General features: G+C 31.0%; 11 protein-coding genes and 4 pseudogenes. 1 reads left to right on the forward strand and 14 read right to left on the reverse strand.

Features of this window, described 5'->3' with window-relative positions; genetic code table 11:
- The 9 genes and pseudogenes from moaC to CC89_RS18405 all read right to left on the reverse strand — a co-directional run.
- A pseudogene (moaC, locus tag CC89_RS18365) lies at positions 1-132 on the reverse strand (cyclic pyranopterin monophosphate synthase MoaC); the annotation flags it as partial.
- A 3-nt stretch (positions 133-135) separates the two neighbouring features.
- Positions 136-1,091 (reverse strand): annotated as a pseudogene (gene moaA, locus CC89_RS18370) (GTP 3',8-cyclase MoaA).
- A 183-nt stretch (positions 1,092-1,274) separates the two neighbouring features.
- Positions 1,275-3,175 (reverse strand): annotated as a pseudogene (locus CC89_RS18375) (molybdopterin biosynthesis protein).
- Positions 3,176-3,543: 368 nt separating this feature from the next.
- Positions 3,544-4,769 (reverse strand): annotated as a pseudogene (locus CC89_RS18380) (molybdopterin molybdotransferase MoeA).
- Between the two features lie 310 nt (positions 4,770-5,079).
- Entirely contained in the window at positions 5,080-5,583 is a 504-nt protein-coding gene (gene mog / locus CC89_RS18385; protein WP_035291400.1) for a molybdopterin adenylyltransferase, read from the reverse strand.
- A gap of 391 nt (positions 5,584-5,974) precedes the next feature.
- On the reverse strand, positions 5,975-6,445 hold the full coding sequence (locus CC89_RS18390) for a GNAT family N-acetyltransferase (RefSeq protein WP_035291402.1): 471 nt from the start codon (positions 6,443-6,445) through the stop codon (positions 5,975-5,977).
- Positions 6,446-6,679: 234 nt separating this feature from the next.
- Complete coding sequence (locus CC89_RS18395) at positions 6,680-7,222, reverse strand: ATP-binding cassette domain-containing protein (protein ID WP_286161403.1); 543 nt, start codon at positions 7,220-7,222, stop codon at positions 6,680-6,682.
- A 151-nt stretch (positions 7,223-7,373) separates the two neighbouring features.
- A complete protein-coding gene (locus tag CC89_RS18400; protein WP_035291406.1) occupies positions 7,374-8,045 on the reverse strand; it encodes an ABC transporter permease in 672 nt (223 codons plus the stop codon).
- Positions 8,046-8,103: 58 nt separating this feature from the next.
- On the reverse strand, positions 8,104-8,964 hold the full coding sequence (locus CC89_RS18405; RefSeq protein WP_035291409.1) for an ABC transporter substrate-binding protein: 861 nt from the start codon (positions 8,962-8,964) through the stop codon (positions 8,104-8,106).
- Positions 8,965-9,337: 373 nt separating this feature from the next.
- On the opposite strand from CC89_RS18405, the gene CC89_RS18410 reads away from it, so the two are divergent.
- Entirely contained in the window at positions 9,338-10,645 is a 1,308-nt protein-coding gene (locus CC89_RS18410) for an IS110 family RNA-guided transposase (protein ID WP_035287686.1), read from the forward strand.
- A gap of 620 nt (positions 10,646-11,265) precedes the next feature.
- Here the strand turns inward: CC89_RS18410 and CC89_RS18415 are convergent.
- From CC89_RS18415 to CC89_RS18435, 5 genes are all read right to left on the reverse strand, one after another.
- The gene (locus CC89_RS18415; RefSeq protein ID WP_207641519.1) at positions 11,266-13,230 is read right to left on the reverse strand and encodes an endonuclease MutS2; all 1,965 of its coding nucleotides are present in this window, start codon (positions 13,228-13,230) and stop codon (positions 11,266-11,268) included.
- Between the two features lie 1,136 nt (positions 13,231-14,366).
- Complete coding sequence (locus CC89_RS18420) at positions 14,367-15,290, reverse strand: transposase (protein WP_035294762.1); 924 nt, start codon at positions 15,288-15,290, stop codon at positions 14,367-14,369.
- Positions 15,291-15,523: 233 nt separating this feature from the next.
- On the reverse strand, positions 15,524-16,420 hold the full coding sequence (locus CC89_RS18425) for an MBL fold metallo-hydrolase (RefSeq protein WP_035294765.1): 897 nt from the start codon (positions 16,418-16,420) through the stop codon (positions 15,524-15,526).
- A 996-nt stretch (positions 16,421-17,416) separates the two neighbouring features.
- Positions 17,417-19,459 carry an aminopeptidase gene (locus CC89_RS18430; protein WP_286161404.1) on the reverse strand — a complete coding sequence of 681 codons (2,043 nt, stop codon included), beginning with the start codon at positions 19,457-19,459 and terminating at the stop codon, positions 17,417-17,419.
- Positions 19,460-19,632: 173 nt separating this feature from the next.
- A complete protein-coding gene (locus CC89_RS18435) occupies positions 19,633-20,160 on the reverse strand; it encodes a GNAT family N-acetyltransferase (protein WP_035294767.1) in 528 nt (175 codons plus the stop codon).
- Positions 20,161-20,457: the final 297 nt, after the last annotated feature.

Below are 20,457 nucleotides of genomic sequence, written 5' to 3' on the forward strand. Positions count from 1 at the left end.
TTTTATTTTATTCAAAGTTTCTCTTTTCATATTTATACATCCATAGGCAACCCCTTCTCTTTCTGTGTCCTTTTTGCTGCCTACATCCACCATTTTAGCTCTTCCTTGCTCATTTATATGCGTTAATTCCATGTTTTAGCCTCCAATCTGATACATCATCTTTTTACTTTTGCTCTTTTCATCCTCCACCAAATGATGTTCTAATGGTTTATCATAAATGGCCTCGGTTATCTTAGATAAAAGAATTTTGCTATCATTCACATACTCTTTTATATTTATTTCTTTTTCAGAATGAAGACATGGCTTTAATGTGCTTCAGCCGTTAACCTTACCCTGTTGCAATTGCTACAAATTTACAACTCATAGGACTTATAAATCCTATATTTTCTTTAGCTTCATTAAATCTATACAATGCAGCTGTACTGTTTTTATTAGTTTCCACAGGTATAAGATTTCCATGTTTTGATATTATCTCTTCTGAACTAATATAACTGTTTTTGTATATTTTGCTTCCTTCACCTATTGGCATAAGCTCTATAAATCTTACGGATATAGGATATTCCTTTGTTAAATTCATGAAGTCATCTATTTCATCATCATTAATGCCCTTCATAATTACAGTGTTGATTTTTATAGGCTCCATACCAATGGATAGACATTTTTCAATGCTGTTAAAAACTTATTTATATCTCCACCTCTTGTAATATTCTTAAATTTGTCCCTTTTAATGAGTCCAGACTTATATTAACTCTTTTCAATCCAGCTTTCTTTAAATCCTCCGCCCTATCCTGTAGAAGCATGGCGTTGGTGGTCATAGCAATGTCCTGGATGGAGCTTATTTTTGATGTATAATAAATTAATTTATCCATATCCTTAAGTATAAGCGGCTCTCCCCCAGTAAATCTAACCTTATTTATTCCTATAGTTGCCGCCGACTTAACCACATTAAAAATCTCTTCATATCTCATTATGTCCTCATGCTCTTTTTTCTCAACACCCCTAGATGGCATACAGTAAATACATCTTAAATTACATCTATCAGTTACGGACACTCTTAAATAATTAATTTTTCTTCCATGCTTGTCTAACATTAGATTCTCCTTTGTTTTACTTTCCATTCCAATTACTTGTCTCTTATAACCACAATTAGTAATTTACATTACTAACTTAATGTACAATAATTTTCAATATAGAGCTAAAATATAAAATTAAAATAGATTTAAAGTTTCCATATTGCTCCATGCATGAATTTCTGCTCCATTCACCTGTTCATCCTATAGCAAAACAATATTTCCCGCTTCACTGTAGTCATATCCACCTAATTCGTCCAATTTTTCTTTGAATTCCTGGCTCTTTATAATATTTATGAATTCTTTTATAGTTGCCATGTCCAAAAACTCTGCTGGAATTGCTATGTCATATTCCTCATTGCAAACCGGTATGAAATCCAGTCCATCATGCTTGCAGCGGAGTATACTCCTAAACCACAGTGAGCGTCCCCATTTTCCACAGCAGCTGCCACAGCTAAATGAGTGTATTCCTCTCTTGTATAACCGTCTATTTCTCTAGGATTTATACCTAATTTCTTAAGGTTGTAGTCAAAAAGAAGTCTTGTACCTGCACCCCTTTGCCTATTTACAAATTTCATTTTTTTATCCTTTATATCTTTAATAGAAGTTATATTATTTGGATTTCCTTTAGGCACCATAATGCCTTGAATTCTCTTTACGCATTTTATTAGAGCCATAGGTTTATCTTCAAGATATTTTTTAATATAGCTTATATTATATTCGCCTGTTTCCATATCTAAAAGATGTACAGGAGCTATGTGAGTTTCTCCATTTTTAAGTGCCATTATTCCTCCCATGCTACCTACATGAGCGGAGGACAAGTAATATTCATCACGCTTTACATGAATTAAATCTGCTACCACATCTATAATAGGATCATGGCTGCCTATACAAACTACAGTATTATTTATTTCCTCTTCATCCTTTAAAAGCTTTACCTCTACCTCCGTTCCTCTTTCTATACCTTCAACATTTTGAGGGACTTCAAGTATTCCGTCGGCTCTAACTAAGGACATGGTAGCTCCAGCGCCCCTATTTAAAGGTGTAGCCACAAGCTTATCTCCAACTTTTCCTAATTTTATTCTTACAAATTCAAGATATTTCAGTGATGACATGACCCTCTTAGATAAAATGGCCTTTACAGTTTTAAACTGACGTGGTTTTTCTCCAGCAAAGTTTTCCACAATTCTACTTACGAACATTTCCATTACACATAGGCTGACACAGGATATCCGGTATTCCTATAACAGGTTTACGGTCTACCTGGCCAAGAATTACAGGTTTTCCTGGCTTTATAGCCACTCCATGTATGTACACCTGACCAAGTTCACTAATAACCTGTGATGTGTAGTCTTCTCTTCCCGCAGAGGAACCTGCATTTACAAGAACCATGTCACATTCTTCCGCTGCCTTTTTTATAGTGTTTTTAATTTTTTCATAATCATCCTTTACAATTGGATATCTTTTAGGAATACCACCATATTCAAAAACCTGTGCTGCAAAGGTTCTTGAGTTGAAATCTATTATATCCCCTGTTTTCAGTTCACTTCTTGGCTCCACCAACTCTGTGCCCGTTGGAATTATGCCTACCACAGGTCTTTTGTAAACTTCTACCTCATTTACTCCTCCTGCAATCATTGCTGATATATCCACAGGCCTTATTTTATGTGATGATGGCACAATAAGTGATTTTTCTACTATATCTTCACCTAAAGGTCTTATATGCTGATATGGAGCTGCACTTTTATATATTTCCACCTTTTTATCATTTACTTTTATTAAATCTTCCACCATTATTACACAATCGTATTCTTTAGGAATAGGGTCTCCAGTGTCCACCACTATATAATCTTTTTCTTCTTCGAGAACTATGTGTTTCTTTTCATTTGCTCCCAAAGTTTTTTCGCTATTAAGGGCGATTCCATCCATAGCTGCCGAATTATAAAATGGAGATGATATCTTAGAATACACTGGTGAAGCTGTTATTCTTCCACTGGCATCCTCTGTTTTCATTACTTCTTTTTGCTTTGTTGGTGATATTTTACTAAAATAAAGCTTCATTGCCTCTTCTAATTCATAATTTGAAGATAAATATTTTGACCCATATTATTTCCATTGCCAATATACTATAAAAATCTATACCATTATTCAATTTCTTGTTCAACGTGTCAGATTCTTCTATAAAACTACTTTGGTTTGCTATAAAATTCTCAGCACATAACTTGCCATATAATACCATTCTTGGGTTTAGTTTTCCATATAATACTATTCCTTAGGTTTAATTTTCCATATAATATAACTAGTTGAGTCTAAGTTTAAATTACACGCATATTATACATATATTTTATGCAAGTTTATTTTTAAGATTTTTATAGATTTATGGCAACAGAGTTCACCTCCTTTTTGTGGTTTATAAAAATAATAATAATTTTTTTTATTTCTTATTGCCATTTCTTAGCTGAACTTATAGTAATTAAAATCTATATACAAATACCCTCTCACCTTTTTTCAATCCCTCAAGATTCTTGTTTATTTTTACAAAACCATAGGCCTTGGAAAAACACTTATAAGTCCTGATTTAGAAAATACAGGCGATGCAATTATTTCATCTCCCTGCCAAGACAATGTAACTGGCAAATATTCTTCTCTCCCTTTTGCGCTGTGATAATTTATATCAAACTTACAAACTATAGGGAAAATTTCTTCCTCGCGTCCTGTGATTTTATCAATATAGTATTTAACCACAACCTTATATACAATAGCCGCTGAAAGAGGATGTCCTGGCAATCCAAAAACAATTTTATCCTTAACTTTTCCTATGATGGTTGGCTTTCCAGGCTTTACTGCTATACCGTGTACAAAAACCCCTGGCTCTCCTAGGCTATTTATAACATCTATAGTAACGTCTTTTTTACCCACTGAACTGCCACCGGATATAAGTACAATATCTGCCTCATCTACCGCTTTATTAACGGTACTTTTTAAAAGCTGAAAGTCATCTCTTATTACTCCATAATTAACTGGAACTCCACCATCTTCAATAATACAAGCTTCTAAAAGATATGAATTTATATCTCTAACTTCCCCTTTCTTTGGAGTTTCATGAGGTTCTACTATCTCATCTCCAGTGGATATTACAGCTACCTTAGGCTTTCTGCATACAGGCACCTTATATATTCCAAGGCTTGATAACACTCCTATCTCATAAGGCCTAAGTTTCTTGCCTTTTTTAATTATTACCTCACCTTCACTTATATCCTCACCTATCTCCACAACATTTTCTCCATAGGCTGTAGCTTTATCTATAAGCACTGTGTCCTCATGAACTTTTTCAGTATATTCCACCATAACCATTGAATCTGCTCCCTCTGGAAGCATGCCTCCTGTAGGGACATATATGCAATCTCCAGGAAAATCTATGCTAACCTCAGGCTTTTTCCCCATAAGCACTTCACCCTTGTAATTCATCATGGCTGGCATACTCTCACTGGCTCCAGCCACATCCTTGGAGTTTACAGCATAACCATCCACAGTGGATCTTCTAAAATGTGGTACATTTATTTGCGAAATTATATCCTCATATATGACGCTGCCCATGCTGTCCAAAAGTTCTACTTTTTCACTTAAAGGCTTTATATTAAAGTTTTTTTCTATAAGATTTCTAGCTTCTTCAATAGACACAACATTAAATAAATCCACGTTTATATCCTCCTTAAATCAATGTTTCTTTAATATTATTTCTTTAACAATATTTCTTTAGTAGTGTTTCTTTAGTAATATTTCTTTAACAATATAATGGTGAAATTCCTATGGAATTTCCTCAATTCATATTTTCAAAAACTGCTCTAAAGGAGTTTTATTCTTCATTCTAAATTTTCAATTTTAAATTTTAAATTTTTATTTTATAACTGCTAAAGTTGAAGAAATAATATATAAATTATCTAACACCCTCCACATAGTCATACTTAACTTATCCCACAAATTTTGCCTTGGTATGCGTATAATTAAATTATCTAGCGCATTCTGATGCCTGTCCTAGTAAAATTTCTATTCCATGTGGTATCGCTGGCAACACTACCTCTAGATTTTCCACTGCTGCTTTAGGACTCCCTGGAAGATTTATTATAAGAGACTCTTTTCTAATGCCAGCAATTCCTCTGGAAAGCACTGCTTTAGGTGTTATAGCTAGCGAGCCTGCCCTCATGGCCTCACCAAAACCTGGTACACGCTTTTCAATTACCCTCTCTGTTGCCTCTGGAGTTACATCTCTCTTAGAAAAACCTGTGCCTCCATTAGTAATGATTAGATTTACTTTTCCCTCATCACATAGCTTAATAAGTTCACCACTTATAATATCTATTTCATCTGGTATTACTTTGTAGTATTCCACCTGATAATCAGCTTTTTTATAGTCCTCTTTTTGTAAAAGTTCCTTTAAAACTCGTCCCGTTTCATCTATTCTCTCTCCCCTAGAACCTTTGTCGCTTATAGTAAGAATGGCTGTTTTTATCATAAATTACCTTTAGTGAGAACATGTACTGTAGTTATCAAAACATTTTTGTATTAACCTTTGATAGCTTATGATTTATAACATATATAATGTTATACTCATTTCCCACTAAATACTCACTTCCTTTCTTTAATATAATCTATAATTCTATACATTTACTTATTTTATTTAATTAATTCTATTTACTTATTTTATTTACTTATAGCATATACTATATATAATCTATTTAATGTATATATTTACGTAAAATGTAAGTATATTCTAGAAATTTCATAGCTCCACCACATTGTACCTTATTGTGGGTTAAGCATAATCTCTATATTCTATACTTTATAATTTTGCAGATACCTTATTTATGACTTTGGTTAAATTAACTAAATAAGAATATGTCAAACTAATATATAAATTCCATTCTAATAAATTGTCCACAACCAAGAGGCGTATCTCTTTCATAAGTATCTATTACATTGAATCCTGCACGCTTATAACATTTAATAGCTCTTTCATTAAAAGAACGGACTTCTAAAACAATCTTTTTATTTGGGTATACTTTCTTGCATTGTTGTTTTAATATTTCCATTAAAACCTTTCCTAAACCCTTTCCGCATAGAGATGGCTTTAGTGCAAGGCCAATAAGAACATAATTATCTTTGTTTATTAGTCTTATATATCCGCATAAGTAATTGCATTCATCAATTACAGCTTTAAATTCACTTTTTCTCTTTTCTTCTATTGTAACTCCCCATTTTGCACTAGATATTTTGTCCCATTCTGGGTAATTGTATATAGAATATTCGCCTTCATATTTCCAATCACAAATCTCTTTCGCATGTACTTCTGTAAAATCCACTAACGTTAAATTCATTACATATACACCCCTAATAATTTCTTTTAATTACTCTACGCCATTTGACAATTAATTTCTTTATTTTATAACTTCAAAAGTTAAATTACTTGTTTAAAATCAGTTTAACTTTAGAGTTTGTAGGGTTATTAAATATGGTATTTTTTTTACCCTGCTCTATGACTTTACTCTTATCCATAAATATTACATAATCTGCTATTCTCTCAGCTTGGTACAAGTCATGGGTAACAAGGATTATGGTTTTTTCTCATTCATAATATCCTTGATCAAATTCTCTGCTGCCATGGTGCTTTCTATATCCATACTAGCTGTAGGTTCGTCCAATATTACAACCTCTGTTTCCAATATGGCTGTACGCAAAAGCGCAACTTTTGCTGATTCCCCTCCAGATAGTTTTTTTGCATTTTTATTAAGAATCTCATCTATTTCAAAGTATTTACTATAATTATGAAATCTTTTATTAATAATTTCCTTAGAAATTTTTCTGAATTTTAGTCCCATTATAATGTTTTCCTTCACAGAAGAATTAAACAAAAAAGGTTGCTGAGACATCATGGAGATTTTTTGCTTTTTCTCATTAAAATCTCCTTTATCATATAAAATCTTCCCGTGAGTTAATTCATTAAATCCTGCTATGCATTGAAGAAGCGTGCTTTTACCACTTCCATTTAACCCCAACACAGCATATATACATCCTTCTTCAAAAACAATACGTTCTGCATCTAACACTTTTCTGCCACTATACTCTTTTATCCCGTTAATTACTTCTATTCTCATAATTCTTCACTCCTTTGGAAGTAATCATGACTTTTTACTATTTTCATTTTCATGATTTTTTACTGTTAAATAGTCTTTAGCTATTCACATTCTCATAATTTTGATGTTCATAATTTTTCACTATGTTCATTATCATGACCCTTCATTAAATTTATGATTTTTCATTACATTGAAAGAAATGAAGAAGAGCATTAATTGTAAATGATATAATTAATAATATACCACCTATTATTATAGCCTCATTAAAATTACCTTTACCTGTTTCCAGTGCAATATATGTGGTCATTACTCTTGTAAATCCCTTGATATTCCCACCAACTATCATAACCGCTCCCACTTCAGATATAGCTCGTCCAAAGCCTGCTGTTATAACCGACAATAACTGTATTTTATTTTCTTTTATGATAATAAAAAAGGTCTCAAGCCTATGAGCCCCCAATGTGGTACATGTATTTTTTATATTCTTACCATTTTTAGATATAATGGACACAGTAAGTCCAAATACTATAGGAAATATAAGCAATGTCTGCGCTATTATCATGGCGGTAGGCGTAAATAATAATTCCAAATCACCTAAAGGTCCCTTTCTGGATAATAAAAGATACACCAATAATCCCATAAGAACTGGAGGTACACTCATTAGAGTATCAGTAATTTGAATTATTGTCCTCTTCAACTTAAATTCTAATAAAGCACAGGGAATGCCTAAAAACATTCCCAGTGCTGAAGCAATTAAAGTTGATGATAATGAAACATAAAGAGACATCAATACCACAGGAATAATTTCCCTAAAATTAACCATATTAAAAATTCCCTGTTCCATAAAAATCACCTATTTCTCATCTATTTCTTTACATCTACTTCATTACATTTATTTGTATCTACTTCTTTGCATTAGGTACAAATAATGCTTGTCCGAATTTATCTTTGCCATATTCGCCTATAAGCTTTTGTCCTTTATCAGAAAGCATCCAATCTATGTATTCCTTAGCTTCCTTTTCTTTAATTTTATGTTTTTCCGTATTTAACATTATAACTCCATATTGATTATATAAATTCTTACTTTTCTCTGTTACAATTTCTAAATCAAGCTTGTCTTTCATAGACAAATAAGTTGCTCTGTCCGTTAATGTATATGCCTTTTTTTCATCTGCCATTTGTAGCACTGCGCCCATACCTTTACCAGCGCTAATATACCATTCTCCTTTAGGATCTACTTTTGTGTCTTTCCAAAGGTTCTTTTCTTTAGTATGAGTACCTGATTCATCTCCTCTAGATACGAATGGTGTTTTGCTTTCACTAATTAATTTTAAAGCTTCTGCCGCATCATTCGGTGCCTTTTCTTTTATCTTTGCAGCATCTTCCTTGGGTCCAACTATTATAAAATCATTATACATAACATCATGTCTTTCTGTTCCATAGCCTTTTTTAATAAATTCTTCCTCTTTAGCCTTAGCATGTACTAAAAGACAATCTGCATCGCCATTTTGTCCAAGCTTAAGAGCTTCTCCAGTTCCCTTTGCAACTACCTTAACATCTATTCCTGTATCCTTCTTAAACTCAGGTAATAAATAGTCCAAAAGTCCTGAATCCTGAGTGCTTGTAGTAGTTGCCAGTATCATGGTTCTGTTTTCTTTTTTTTCTGTATTTTTTTTAGCAGCATCATTTTTCGAAGCATTACCACAGCCTGCAATACTTAATGCCATAAAAAAACTAGTCAGTAATAAAATGCTTTTTTTCATAAGGTTCCCTCCTTGTATAATAATGATGTAGTCATTAAGACTACTCATCTCAATTTAATTGTTTCTATAATAGATAACAGAAGAAGGATTTCTTCCTTCATCAGATGTTATCTTAGTTAATTATCATGCTTGACGGTTCCTATATAGACTCCAGACTTTTCATAAAGTATAATCTTCAAGGATAGGACAAATAATGTTTTCCTCCTTGGGAAGTCAGTATCTGCTGACTCATACCCGTGATTTAGTCAATTAGTCCATTCAATGAGGTTTTATGATTCGGCTGGTTGGGAGCCTCAGGCCATACCTGTATAACTCGCAAGGTTGTGTACTCATTAGATGGAAATGGATTCCTATCGGAAAGGAGCTTTTGCTCATGTCAAACATTTTATTTAAAAATTTATTTATCTCGGTCGGTATTGATGTTGGTGCAGATTTCAGTTGGATGTCTATCGCACTTCCTAACCAGACCTTTGTTGGAAAGCCTTTTAAAATACTACATTCAAACATTGATTCCCTTGAACTCGCTGTTTCTAAAATAAAAGAAGCAGAAGAGTTGTATTCTTTGGAAAGTCGCATTTTCCTAGAATCCACGGGAATTTATCATTACCCACTCTTCTGCTATCTTCGTGATACTGGATTTAATGTTAACCTAATTAATCCTATCATCACTAAGAATAGCACAAACATTAACATTAGAAAAGTGCATAATGACAGATTTGATTCAAAAAAAGCTGCCTTAATAGGCTTAAAGCCAGATTTAAAAGTATCTCTTATGCCATCAGATCTTGCTCTTGATTTAAGAAATCTTTCAAGAGAGTATTATGATTTGATGGACAACCGTTCTGCTTATGTGAACAAACTTCAAAGTGAACTTCGGATGGTATTTCCAGAATACCTTAAAATTTTTTCAAAAATAACTACTAATACATCATTAACCTTATTAGAAACATACACATCTCCAGATGCATTTTTAAATGCTTCCAAAGAAGAGATTATTGATTCTATAAGATCTACAGCTCGTTTTGGGCTTACATATGCTAATAATAAGTATAATGCCATTATAAAGGCTGCCAATGATGCAAAGACCTTCGGTTATTCTGTAAGTAGTAATTTTAAGCGTATTAGATTATACATAAGCTTTATTCGAAAGTATGATGAAGAGATTTCTTCTATACTCTCTGAAATGCATAAGCTTGTTGATGAAAATGAAAATACTGATTTTGTAAAGCAAATTCACTTGATTGAAACATTTAAAGGTGCAGGTTTTCTTTCTGCTGTAAGCCTCATGGGAGAAATCGGAGATTTCTCTGCGTTCAACTCACCAAAACAGCTTTTTGCTTATTTTGGTTTAGATCCAGCAGTAAAGCAATCTGGCAACTTTAATGGCACAAAAATCAGTATGTCAAAGCGAGGCTCTCGAATTGCCAGAAGAGTAATTCACACTATGGCATTAATCAGCATAAGCAAAAACAAAGATGGCTCCGCCAAAAATCAAGTACTTCGAGAATACTATCTTTTAAAGTGCCAAAGTAAGCCTAAAATGATTGCTCTTGGGGCAGTTATGCATAAAGTTTGTAACATATTATTTGCCATTCTTCGTGATGGGAAAGAATTTGAAATAATTACACCAGAAGAACACCAAAAGAATTATCTCAAAGCGAAATGCGGCTTCGCTGCGTAGTATAATTCCATAAATATAATTTCCGTTTTTTGTTAGTCTAACAAAAGTTTATTAAGGTTACCCTTTTTTAAGATAATAAAAATATTAATTATTTTTTTAATTCTTATTGACATTTCTTAGCTGGACTAAATTTTCTAACATTCTGAAAATAGAAATTTATCTATACTCTTATATTATATAATATTTTGTATCACTTCAATACATATATGAAATTATTCTTATAACTAGACACATTTTTTATATTTTTGTTCCATTCAAGAACACTTCAGAAAAATCTAGGGAAAAATATGGGGAGAAAGTATGAGAAAGTATGGGGACGGTTAACAAACTTAAGCATAAAAATCATTAAAAGCACAAGATAAATAGAGAACAAATTAGGAGAAAAAAGAAAAAAAGGGGGAAAAAAAGGGGGACGGTTAACAATTAATTTAATCACTGTATTTCATATCCCAAATATAAGAATTACCTATGGAAAATAATGCTTTAAACAGCTCCTAATCACCTGAATCAGCAAAATGTATCTTATCTTGATAATAGCTTACATCATTACACCTATAAAAATCACCGTTAAAAGTTGTTAACTGTTCCCTTGTTTTATGTTTTATTCCTTTGTTTTGCTTCTATTTTATTTGAATTTTTACTCCTTCTATATGCCTTTTGCTCATGATTTTATCCTTTTTTCTATCCTCTTTTGATTTTAAAACAATATCAAAATCATAATCTTCTGGATAAAGTTCCCCTTTATCTATATAAAGAGAGAGTCTTTTTTTATTTACTTTAATCTTTTTCTGCATAACCATAACTCCATACTCCCCTTTATTGTTTTCAATATCACATACAATTCCTGTTCTATCCATAAAACTTATATAGACACAATCACCAATATTAAATTTAGGTTTTACCTTTTGCTTTTGTGATATTTTTCTCATTTTTTCTGCATTTTTAAGCTTTTCAATTTGCTCTTGATGTTCCTCATATCCTTCATTCTTTTTTAATAAAAATTCATCAAATTCCTTCTTATAACTAGAGTAATCCTTTTGCTCTTTATAAGTTATTTCATGAGCTCTTTCTATTATTTTTTCAGGTATGCCCAGCCTTAACGATATCAAAAATGCATTACTTTCCCCAGGTTTTCCTATATTCAACCTATAAAGCGGCTTTAAAGTATTTATATCAAATTCCATACATCCATTTACAAAGCCCTCATGATTATTTGCAAATTCCTTTATTTCATTGTAATGAGTTGTAGCTAATATAGTAGCACCTTTTTTATATATTTCCTCTAGCACCGCAACAGCTATACCCATGCCCTCTCCAGGATCTGTACCTGAGCCAATCTCATCTATAATAACAAGAGAATATTTATCGGCAGAATTTATAATGTCTATAATATTTTTAATATGAGATGAAAAAGTGCTTAAACTTTGCTCAATACTCTGACCATCCCCAATGTCCCCTAATATATCTGCAAACACCGAAAATTCACTTCCTTCATCTACTGGTACATGAAGTCCTGACTGTGCCATCATTGTCAAAAGTCCCACAGTTTTAAGAGCAACAGTTTTTCCACCAGTATTTGGACCTGTAATCACTACAGCTTTATACCCGTCCCCAACTTTAAAATTTAATGGTACAGCATTTTTACCTATTAAGGGATGTTTACCATTTTTAATATTTATATAATTTTTCTTATTAAAATTCACTTTCTTACCACCCAAAGCCCTGCTATACTTACCCTTAGCAAAAATAAAATCATAATAACTCATAGTTTCAATATTAATATTTATCTCTTTTTCAAAACTACATGCCATATTAGTAAGCTCTGAAAGGATTCTATAAACTTCTTTTTCCTCTTCAATTTTATATAAATTAAGCTCATCCTGGAGTTTTTTAACTTCTACTGGTTCAATAAACACCGTAGAACCACTACCCGATTTATCATGAATACTTCCATGGACATTGTTTTTATACTCACTCTTTATTGGAATTACATATCTGCCATTTCTTTGACTTACTAATGCATCTTGAAAATAATTCCTATACTTATCGCTTCTAAGCATACTTTCAAGTTTGTTTTTTATTCTATCTTCTAAAATCCATACCCTTTTCCTTATTTTTAAAAGTTTAGAACTAGCTCTATCATCCACTCTTCCATGACAAATGCATCTTTCAATTTCTTCTCTTACCTCCTCAAGTTCATAGGCTGACATCACATAACTGCTTACATTAGGTGCAACAAATTCTTTATCTTTCATAAATCTCTTAAGCTTATTAATTTCTCTTAATAAACTAGCTATAATATCTAAATCTTCTGGAACAAGTATTGCTCCCTTTTCAATCTTCTGCTTAACAATTTTTATGCCGCTTAAACTATTAATTGGAACGCTAGAACTTATATCCACCACTGCCCTTGCTTCTGTAGTTTCCTGCATATTTCTTTCAATTATTTTCTGATCTAAATAAGGTTCTAACTTATCAATCATATCCTTTGCATAATCTGACAATGCATAACTTTTTAATATTCCCTTTATTTTATTGTATTCTAATATTTCAGTAGCCTTTTTATTCACTATTAATCCCTCCATTTATTTAGGCTTATAAGCCTCTCTATTTAATGCCGATACGCTCAAATCACTCATTTCCAATACACTTAATACCAATAAATTCAAGTTAAAAACACTCAACATATACTAATTCCTCCTATTTTTTTGTATTAAAAAAAGGCTGCAAATGAACAACAGCTCACTTACAGCCTTAATTAGCATTTTGTTTTATAGTTTATAACAAACGTATCTGCAACTAATCCAATACTTTTAAATTCCAATTATAATTCAAATTTAGAATTTTACCATGGTGTTCACAGGTTTTGAATTACTTATGCTATTATATACATTAGTATCTAATATATTAACACACATATCTCACCATTTCTGCATTATATCTGTATTAATATACGTATATTAATATTAATGTATACTTGAATAATCATAGTAATAATCTTTATAAGATTATTAGTTGCCCTTCACTATTCTATAAAAACTTATGTTATAAACGTAAAAGCATTTTTAGGTATAAAAATACCGTGCTAGTGCACGGTTAATTATTACCAATACAAAAAAGGATGCCGTTTTACCGTGTTCTTATCTAAGTGGTGTCTAAAAAAGTTTAAACCAAATAAACCCTTTAATACAGGTTAAAAAAACTCTCTAGACTACTATATTAAATTTACTTACTTAGTTAAGAACAACCTCACTCACAAAACATTCTCCTTTACTTTAAACTCTTTAAACCAATTATTAATTTCAATAATTTTAAAAAACTTAATGTTATTATAACAGTTGTAAGTAAGTTGTTCAAGATATCTTTAGGATATTTTTAGTGAGGACCTTCTTTAGGGATAGTCTTTAGGGACGGTTAACAATATAAAACTTTCATAAGATTTTTAGGGATAGTCAATAAATATACATATATCTGTATTTGTTCTGTAAATTTTTATATCAATAGGCTTGTACATATTAAATATAGACACACAAATAATACCTTATATTAATACCTTATATTAACACCAAAATAAAAGGTTTATTTTCAAATCAAAAAAATTCAATTGAAATTTTAAATTTAAAAAATATTATGATGCTCACATCGCTAATGTAGTAATCTTAATGTTCTATTACTGTACATTATGTAGCTCATAGATTAATTTCATCATAATTTAACTTCATCACGATGCCTGCGATTTATATTGAGAAATAAATTTCTCTATTATATTTCTATATTTATCCTCTGTTGATGTTAGCTCAACCCCTATAGCACATAGCTTTGACACTCTTGATTGAGTTATATTTCCAAGTATTTTACATATATCACTGCACTTGAAATCACAAAGACATCGCATTAAAAGCGCAGCTAGTGCCCTAGCAACCTTAGTTTTTCTGCAGTTTTTTATGTATAACATTACCTTTTTAGTGCCTGTTTCCTTTGCTACAAATTCCATTATTTTATCCGAATCAAAATCTCTTACTAATACTGTTTTTTCACTTATGTACTCCGTCTTTTCGTTTTCAAATTCTACTTCTTCCTTTAACTTATCCTCATCACAAATGTAAACAAATTTCATGTAATTTTCTCTTGCTGTCTTTACATCCGAACCGAAAAATTTCATTACATAATCTTCATCTAGAAGTCCTGTTTTGTCCTTTTCAAAGCCCAAATATACACTTAAACTTGAATATTTATATTTCTCTGGATGGTGCTCGTATCCCCTTATTTTTAATGGGTTATTGTGAATATAAGCAGATAAAACCACTAAATACCTGTCTGTATCTACTACTTTGCTTTTAAATCTATCCTGGAATAAAGTTCCCTTCCTTTGGTGAATTTTATTGAATGTTATAGCATATTTATGGTTTAGACCATGCATTATTTTTGATATATCCGCACCATTTGGGTCAATAATAAAATGTCCATGATTAGTCATAAGACAGTATGCATACAACTTAAACTTATACATTTGTTGCTTTTTTTTCATTTCTTCTAAATATATATCCTTATCTTCATCCAGCTTAAATAGTGGAACCTCCGTTATACTCCTTATCATTACATGGTATATGCCTCCATCCACTTTTATTCTATTTCCTCTTGCCATCTGCTCGCCTCATTTCACAGTTATTTATATTTGAATTATAGTCATAAAATGAGGCTTTTATTCAAATTAATTTAATAATAATCATTTTTTAAGAAATATTAAGAATCAGTCAATAAGTTTTGCCATTAAACTTAACTAAAAGGTGCTAAAAGTTGTTAACCGTCCCTATTTATCCTTAAACTTAACTAAAAGGTGCTAAAAGTTGTTAACCGTCCCTATTTATCTCTTCTACTCTAGAGGCATTTTGAATATTTAAGGAATCCATTTTCCATATTTAATTTCACAATTTTTACCTCACACAAATACTCCACATATGATCTTAGCATTCTCTCCATTAAATTATACTTATATTTAGTTTTTACACTAATATTAAACTTTTTAATAGAAGCCTTTAGAATATCCTCCATTGTCATAGAACCTTCTATAACAGAATATACGCCTTTTGCTCTACCTTTATAAAAATCTATATTATCAGTTATAAGTTTTTCAATATCATAATACATTCCTTTGTGTGCCACTACATATCTGCTGCATTTTAAATCATAAAGTTTTATTTTGCTTTTCAAATCTTCTAAAAGTATATATGCATAAGGCATCTTAGCCCCTTCCATAACTTCATAACTTATAAGAGAATCTCCTAAATATGCAACATCATCTGGAGTAATAATGCATATATGTGCAGGGCTATGTCCTGGTGTATGAAAAATTTTAAATTTAATCCCTTGAACACATACGCTATCTTGATTATCAAAAATCATAATATCTGTTTTGCAAACAGAATGTCCATAATGCTCTGTAACATCAGATAATGTTTGGCTGCTGTAATAAAGCTTTAAATTAACTGTAGAACTGCAAACAAAAGCTTCATAGGCTGGCATAGCAATAACACAGTTGTATTTTTCCTTAAGATATGCACTGTTTCCTACATGGTCAATATGGAAATGGCTACATATGATACCAACTACTTTAAAATTATTTTTTTCAAGAAGCTCTTCTATTCCTTCTCTTTCTCCTTTTGACCATCCAGAATCTAACATAATAATTTTTTCATCATTAATTTTATAAAAAGGTATATATGTCATCCCTGTATCAATACAAAATGTGTTTCCTTTTATACTCCTTATTTCCATTTTTTATCTTTAGTGAGAATGCGCATTTTAATTACACATCAAAACACTAAATATTCACTTCCTTTCTATATCTTACGTATCTTGTACACAAAGTGTTATAAGCCTCTTGCTATATCCATTTATGTACCTCATATATTCATAAGTATTAATAATTATGATTATCCACAAAAAGTATTACATTACTTGAATTATGAAATTTCTCTGAAATGACTTGCATAAGAAGCGAAGGAACTATTCAAATTTAATTTTAGAAATTCTTCTTTTAGACAGATAAAATTATCGTAAGCCTGGCAAAGACGTCAGGCTAGCGAACCTAAAGCAGAACGCTGAATGTGAACGTTAGATAATTTTATATGGCTAAAAGCTTAAATTTTCTTAAATTATATTTATTATTCCTAGCTCTTATGCAAGTCATGGAGGAGAAATTTCATAATTTCACTGCATTGTACCTTATTGTGGGTTAAGCATAATTATATATTTTATTCGCAATTTATTACTGATTTCCACTTAAACAATATGAAAATTATATCACTTGTTTTTCATTTCCAAACTGAAATTTTAAAATTTAGAAATTTTTAAAAAGCAAAAAAATTAGATTTAAATTAAAATTAAGAAGGAGATAAAGAAGTAACTATTAAGGGAAAGTTTTAAGGGACGGTTAACAAATTTAAGACCATATATATGTCTATAATTTATCAACCATCCCTATTTTTTACGTCCCATATATATAAGAGTTATATCACTTGTTTTCCGTTTCTTAAGTAAAATTTTAAATTTAGAAATTTTAAAAAACATTGGGGACAGTTAATAACTTTTTATCATTAAAATTAGATAAAAGTGTTAACTGCCCCTATTCTTTCTTTTTCTATCTTTAACTTGATACCAATAATTGTTATTCACTTTTATTTTTGTCTATTTTCCTAAAGTTGCTACTGAGCGCTACTTTTTTATCCTCAATTAGATACCAATAGTTGTTACCCGTCCCCATTTTCCTCTTTAAAATGGCTCGTTTAACTTCTCAGTGCCCTTTAGTACAAATCTTCCATCTCTTATAATGTCAATGTACTCTCCTTTTTCTGTAACAACGGAAATAAATTCTATTCCTTCATATGGAAGAGTAATGTCTGTATGAACATTGGTATATGCCTTATTTATATCTTCTTTCCTAAGAATTGATTTTTCATTATCTCTTGCTATTATCTCTTTTTTATCTAGCATATTGTATACTGGCAAATCTTCAGCGTAGCCAAAGCATGTGTCGCCTATGGCAAAGTGTGGTCCCATTTTTTCAATAATAAGCACTGGTAGTTTTTCAATGATATCATACTTTTCTGCCATTACATATGCTTCTGTATTGGTTCCTATAGCGAATTCTCCTAGAGGTAGAGTATCATTAAGCTGTAATAAATTTTCCTTTACATACGCTCTATTGTCCTCTTCATTTTCAAAGTTGCCGCAAGTATAATCACTTACATAACCATCTTTGAATGTTAGCTTTAAATCCTTATATTTAAGATCAAGATAAGTATCTTCTAAATGAAGAACACCATTGGTTCCCTTAAGTTGTGGTGAAGTGAAAACCTCTCCCAATGGAATATTTACGTCTGCCACACAATTTACAAAATTAGTTTCCTTACTTTTATCCTTAAGTTTTTGCAATTTAACCTTTATGTCTGTTTTATTGTTGCCCTTACCCTTAACATGCACGTATTCGCCTTCATCAAGAGCATCAATTATCTTCTGCTGAATGCCTTCATAAATATTGTTATCCATCATATTTATTTGAAAAACATCATTAAAGATTTCTTCAAATTTATCCCCAATTTCAGCAGTTGGAAAAGCAATTATGCTAAAGCTTGTATTTTCTTCTGGCTCGAATTTATCAAATAATTGATTAACCTTATTTTTATGTTTTTGCATTAAATCCTGCTGTTCTTTTGATAATTTAAGACATTCTTTCTTATTTTCTGGCGAAAATGGTACCTCTCCAAAGCTTTCGAAAACCATAGGACCTGCCTGTACGCTAAAAATGTCTTTGTTAAATTCAAAAGCCTTCTCCATCATGGATTCTTTTATTTGTATATATTCTTCATTTAAATATATAGCATTGTCAAATCTATGATCGTAGTTATACTGCTTATTAGCTTCAGATGAATCCACTATAGCTATAGTTGATTCAAATCCTGCTTTTTCAAAGTCTTTTATAAGTTGCCTTATAATAATTTCTTGGCCTGCTGTGTAGACTATTTGTACACTATTTCTATTTCCTCTGTTTTTATTATCCACCACGAAGCCTCTTATAAATGCATCCACTGTTGTTTTTGATAAGGTTTCTATTTTCTCCTTTGGATAATTTGATAAAAACTTCGCTGTACCAACTTCAATGTCACTTATATACTTGTCTAATCTAAATAAATACCTTGAATCACTTAAATCCTTCTCTAATATGGTGCTTAAATAAAATCCAAAGTTCTTGTCCATTCTTTCACGTCTTAAATATTTTTCGTTCTTGAAAATCCACTCTGCATCTGTAGGGTACATTATAGATTTCAACTCATCATAGTTAACTTTCTTATTTTTAACATATTCAAATACCCTTAGTAAAGTATTGTTTATTTTATCCATATTGAATATTCTATGTCTATATGCATAAGATATAGACTCTCTGCAACTAGCATAAAAAGCTGCCATAAGCTGCCCCATGTTATCACCAAACACTTCAACGGTATAGGTTGGATTGGCATAACTTGTTTTATAATTTTCTTCTAAAAGCTCAGTGTAAAGCCCATTATTTTCTTCTTTTAACTCTTGAAAATTCTTTGTTTCAAAATACCCATCATTTAGATTTTCTTCAAACTTAGCAATCTTTAAAAGAAATCTACCAGTATGATTTAAAAACCTGTAGTATTCTTTAGGCTCTTTATCTTCCTGATACTTTTCTGTGCTTGTACACATATTCTCGATATCTAAAAGTCCCTTCTTGTAGCTGTCTAAAACCTTTTCGTTTTCCTCTTTATAAAATTCCATAACATCTAGCATAAATTATACCCCTTTTCTTAATATATTCTTTATTAACAAATAAATTATTGTTAACCGTCCCTATTTTTCATTTTGGTTTCAAACTTGATTTTAAACTCAGTTACCATCTTGTTACACTCCATAAAATTATTTTACTATTTTCCTATCTTTCTAATAAGATTATGCTCATTATCTCATAGTAATTTTTCATATAATCTAAACCAGTTCAACCCATAGTTTCCAAGTCCCAAGTCAACTGTATTAATATATTTAAAACCACATTTTTCATACAGCCTAATGGCAGGTATGTTACCTTCATAAACATCTAATCTAATTGATTTAGCTTGTGACTTAATACCATGTTCAATAGAAAAATTCATTAATGCTTTACCTACGCCACATTTTAAAAATTTTGGATGCACTACAAATGTATATACAACAAAAACATCTGAATAATCAGATTCAATTTCCCATTTAGCTTTATAATATGCTGGTTCAGGTTCATGGCTTAAAATAATAGAACCAATGATTTTTCCATTATATTTTGCTACATAGAGATTACCATGTTTAACCCCATCAATTGCATTTTTCCTAACAGGATATATACCCTTTTTCCATCCAGGATAATTTATTTCTTTTGCTAAATGGTCATTCAAGTCGTTATAGAGCTGTTCTAATTCATCAATATCATCTGCTTTTCCCAAATCAAAAATTATATCCATATGTATATTCCTCCAAACAACGTAAAAACGTAAAATATAAATAGTGTTAGTGATAATTTATCCCTGTGACATTTTATAAAAAGAATATATACACTCAAATAAATTAACTTCTACAATTCAATTTTTTTATAAATATCACAAAATTCTTCACAAGTCATTCCATATAAAATCTCATCACAAAACCTATCTGATTCATTGTCATAATCTGATGACCATTTAAAAAATGTACCTGCGTCCTTAGATTCAATTGACCTAAGTCTTATTTTTTCATCATTTCAAAAATTGTAATTCATTTAA

It is taken from the genome of Clostridium sp. KNHs214 (assembly GCF_000744935.1).
Lineage (GTDB): Bacteria > Bacillota > Clostridia > Clostridiales > Clostridiaceae > Haloimpatiens.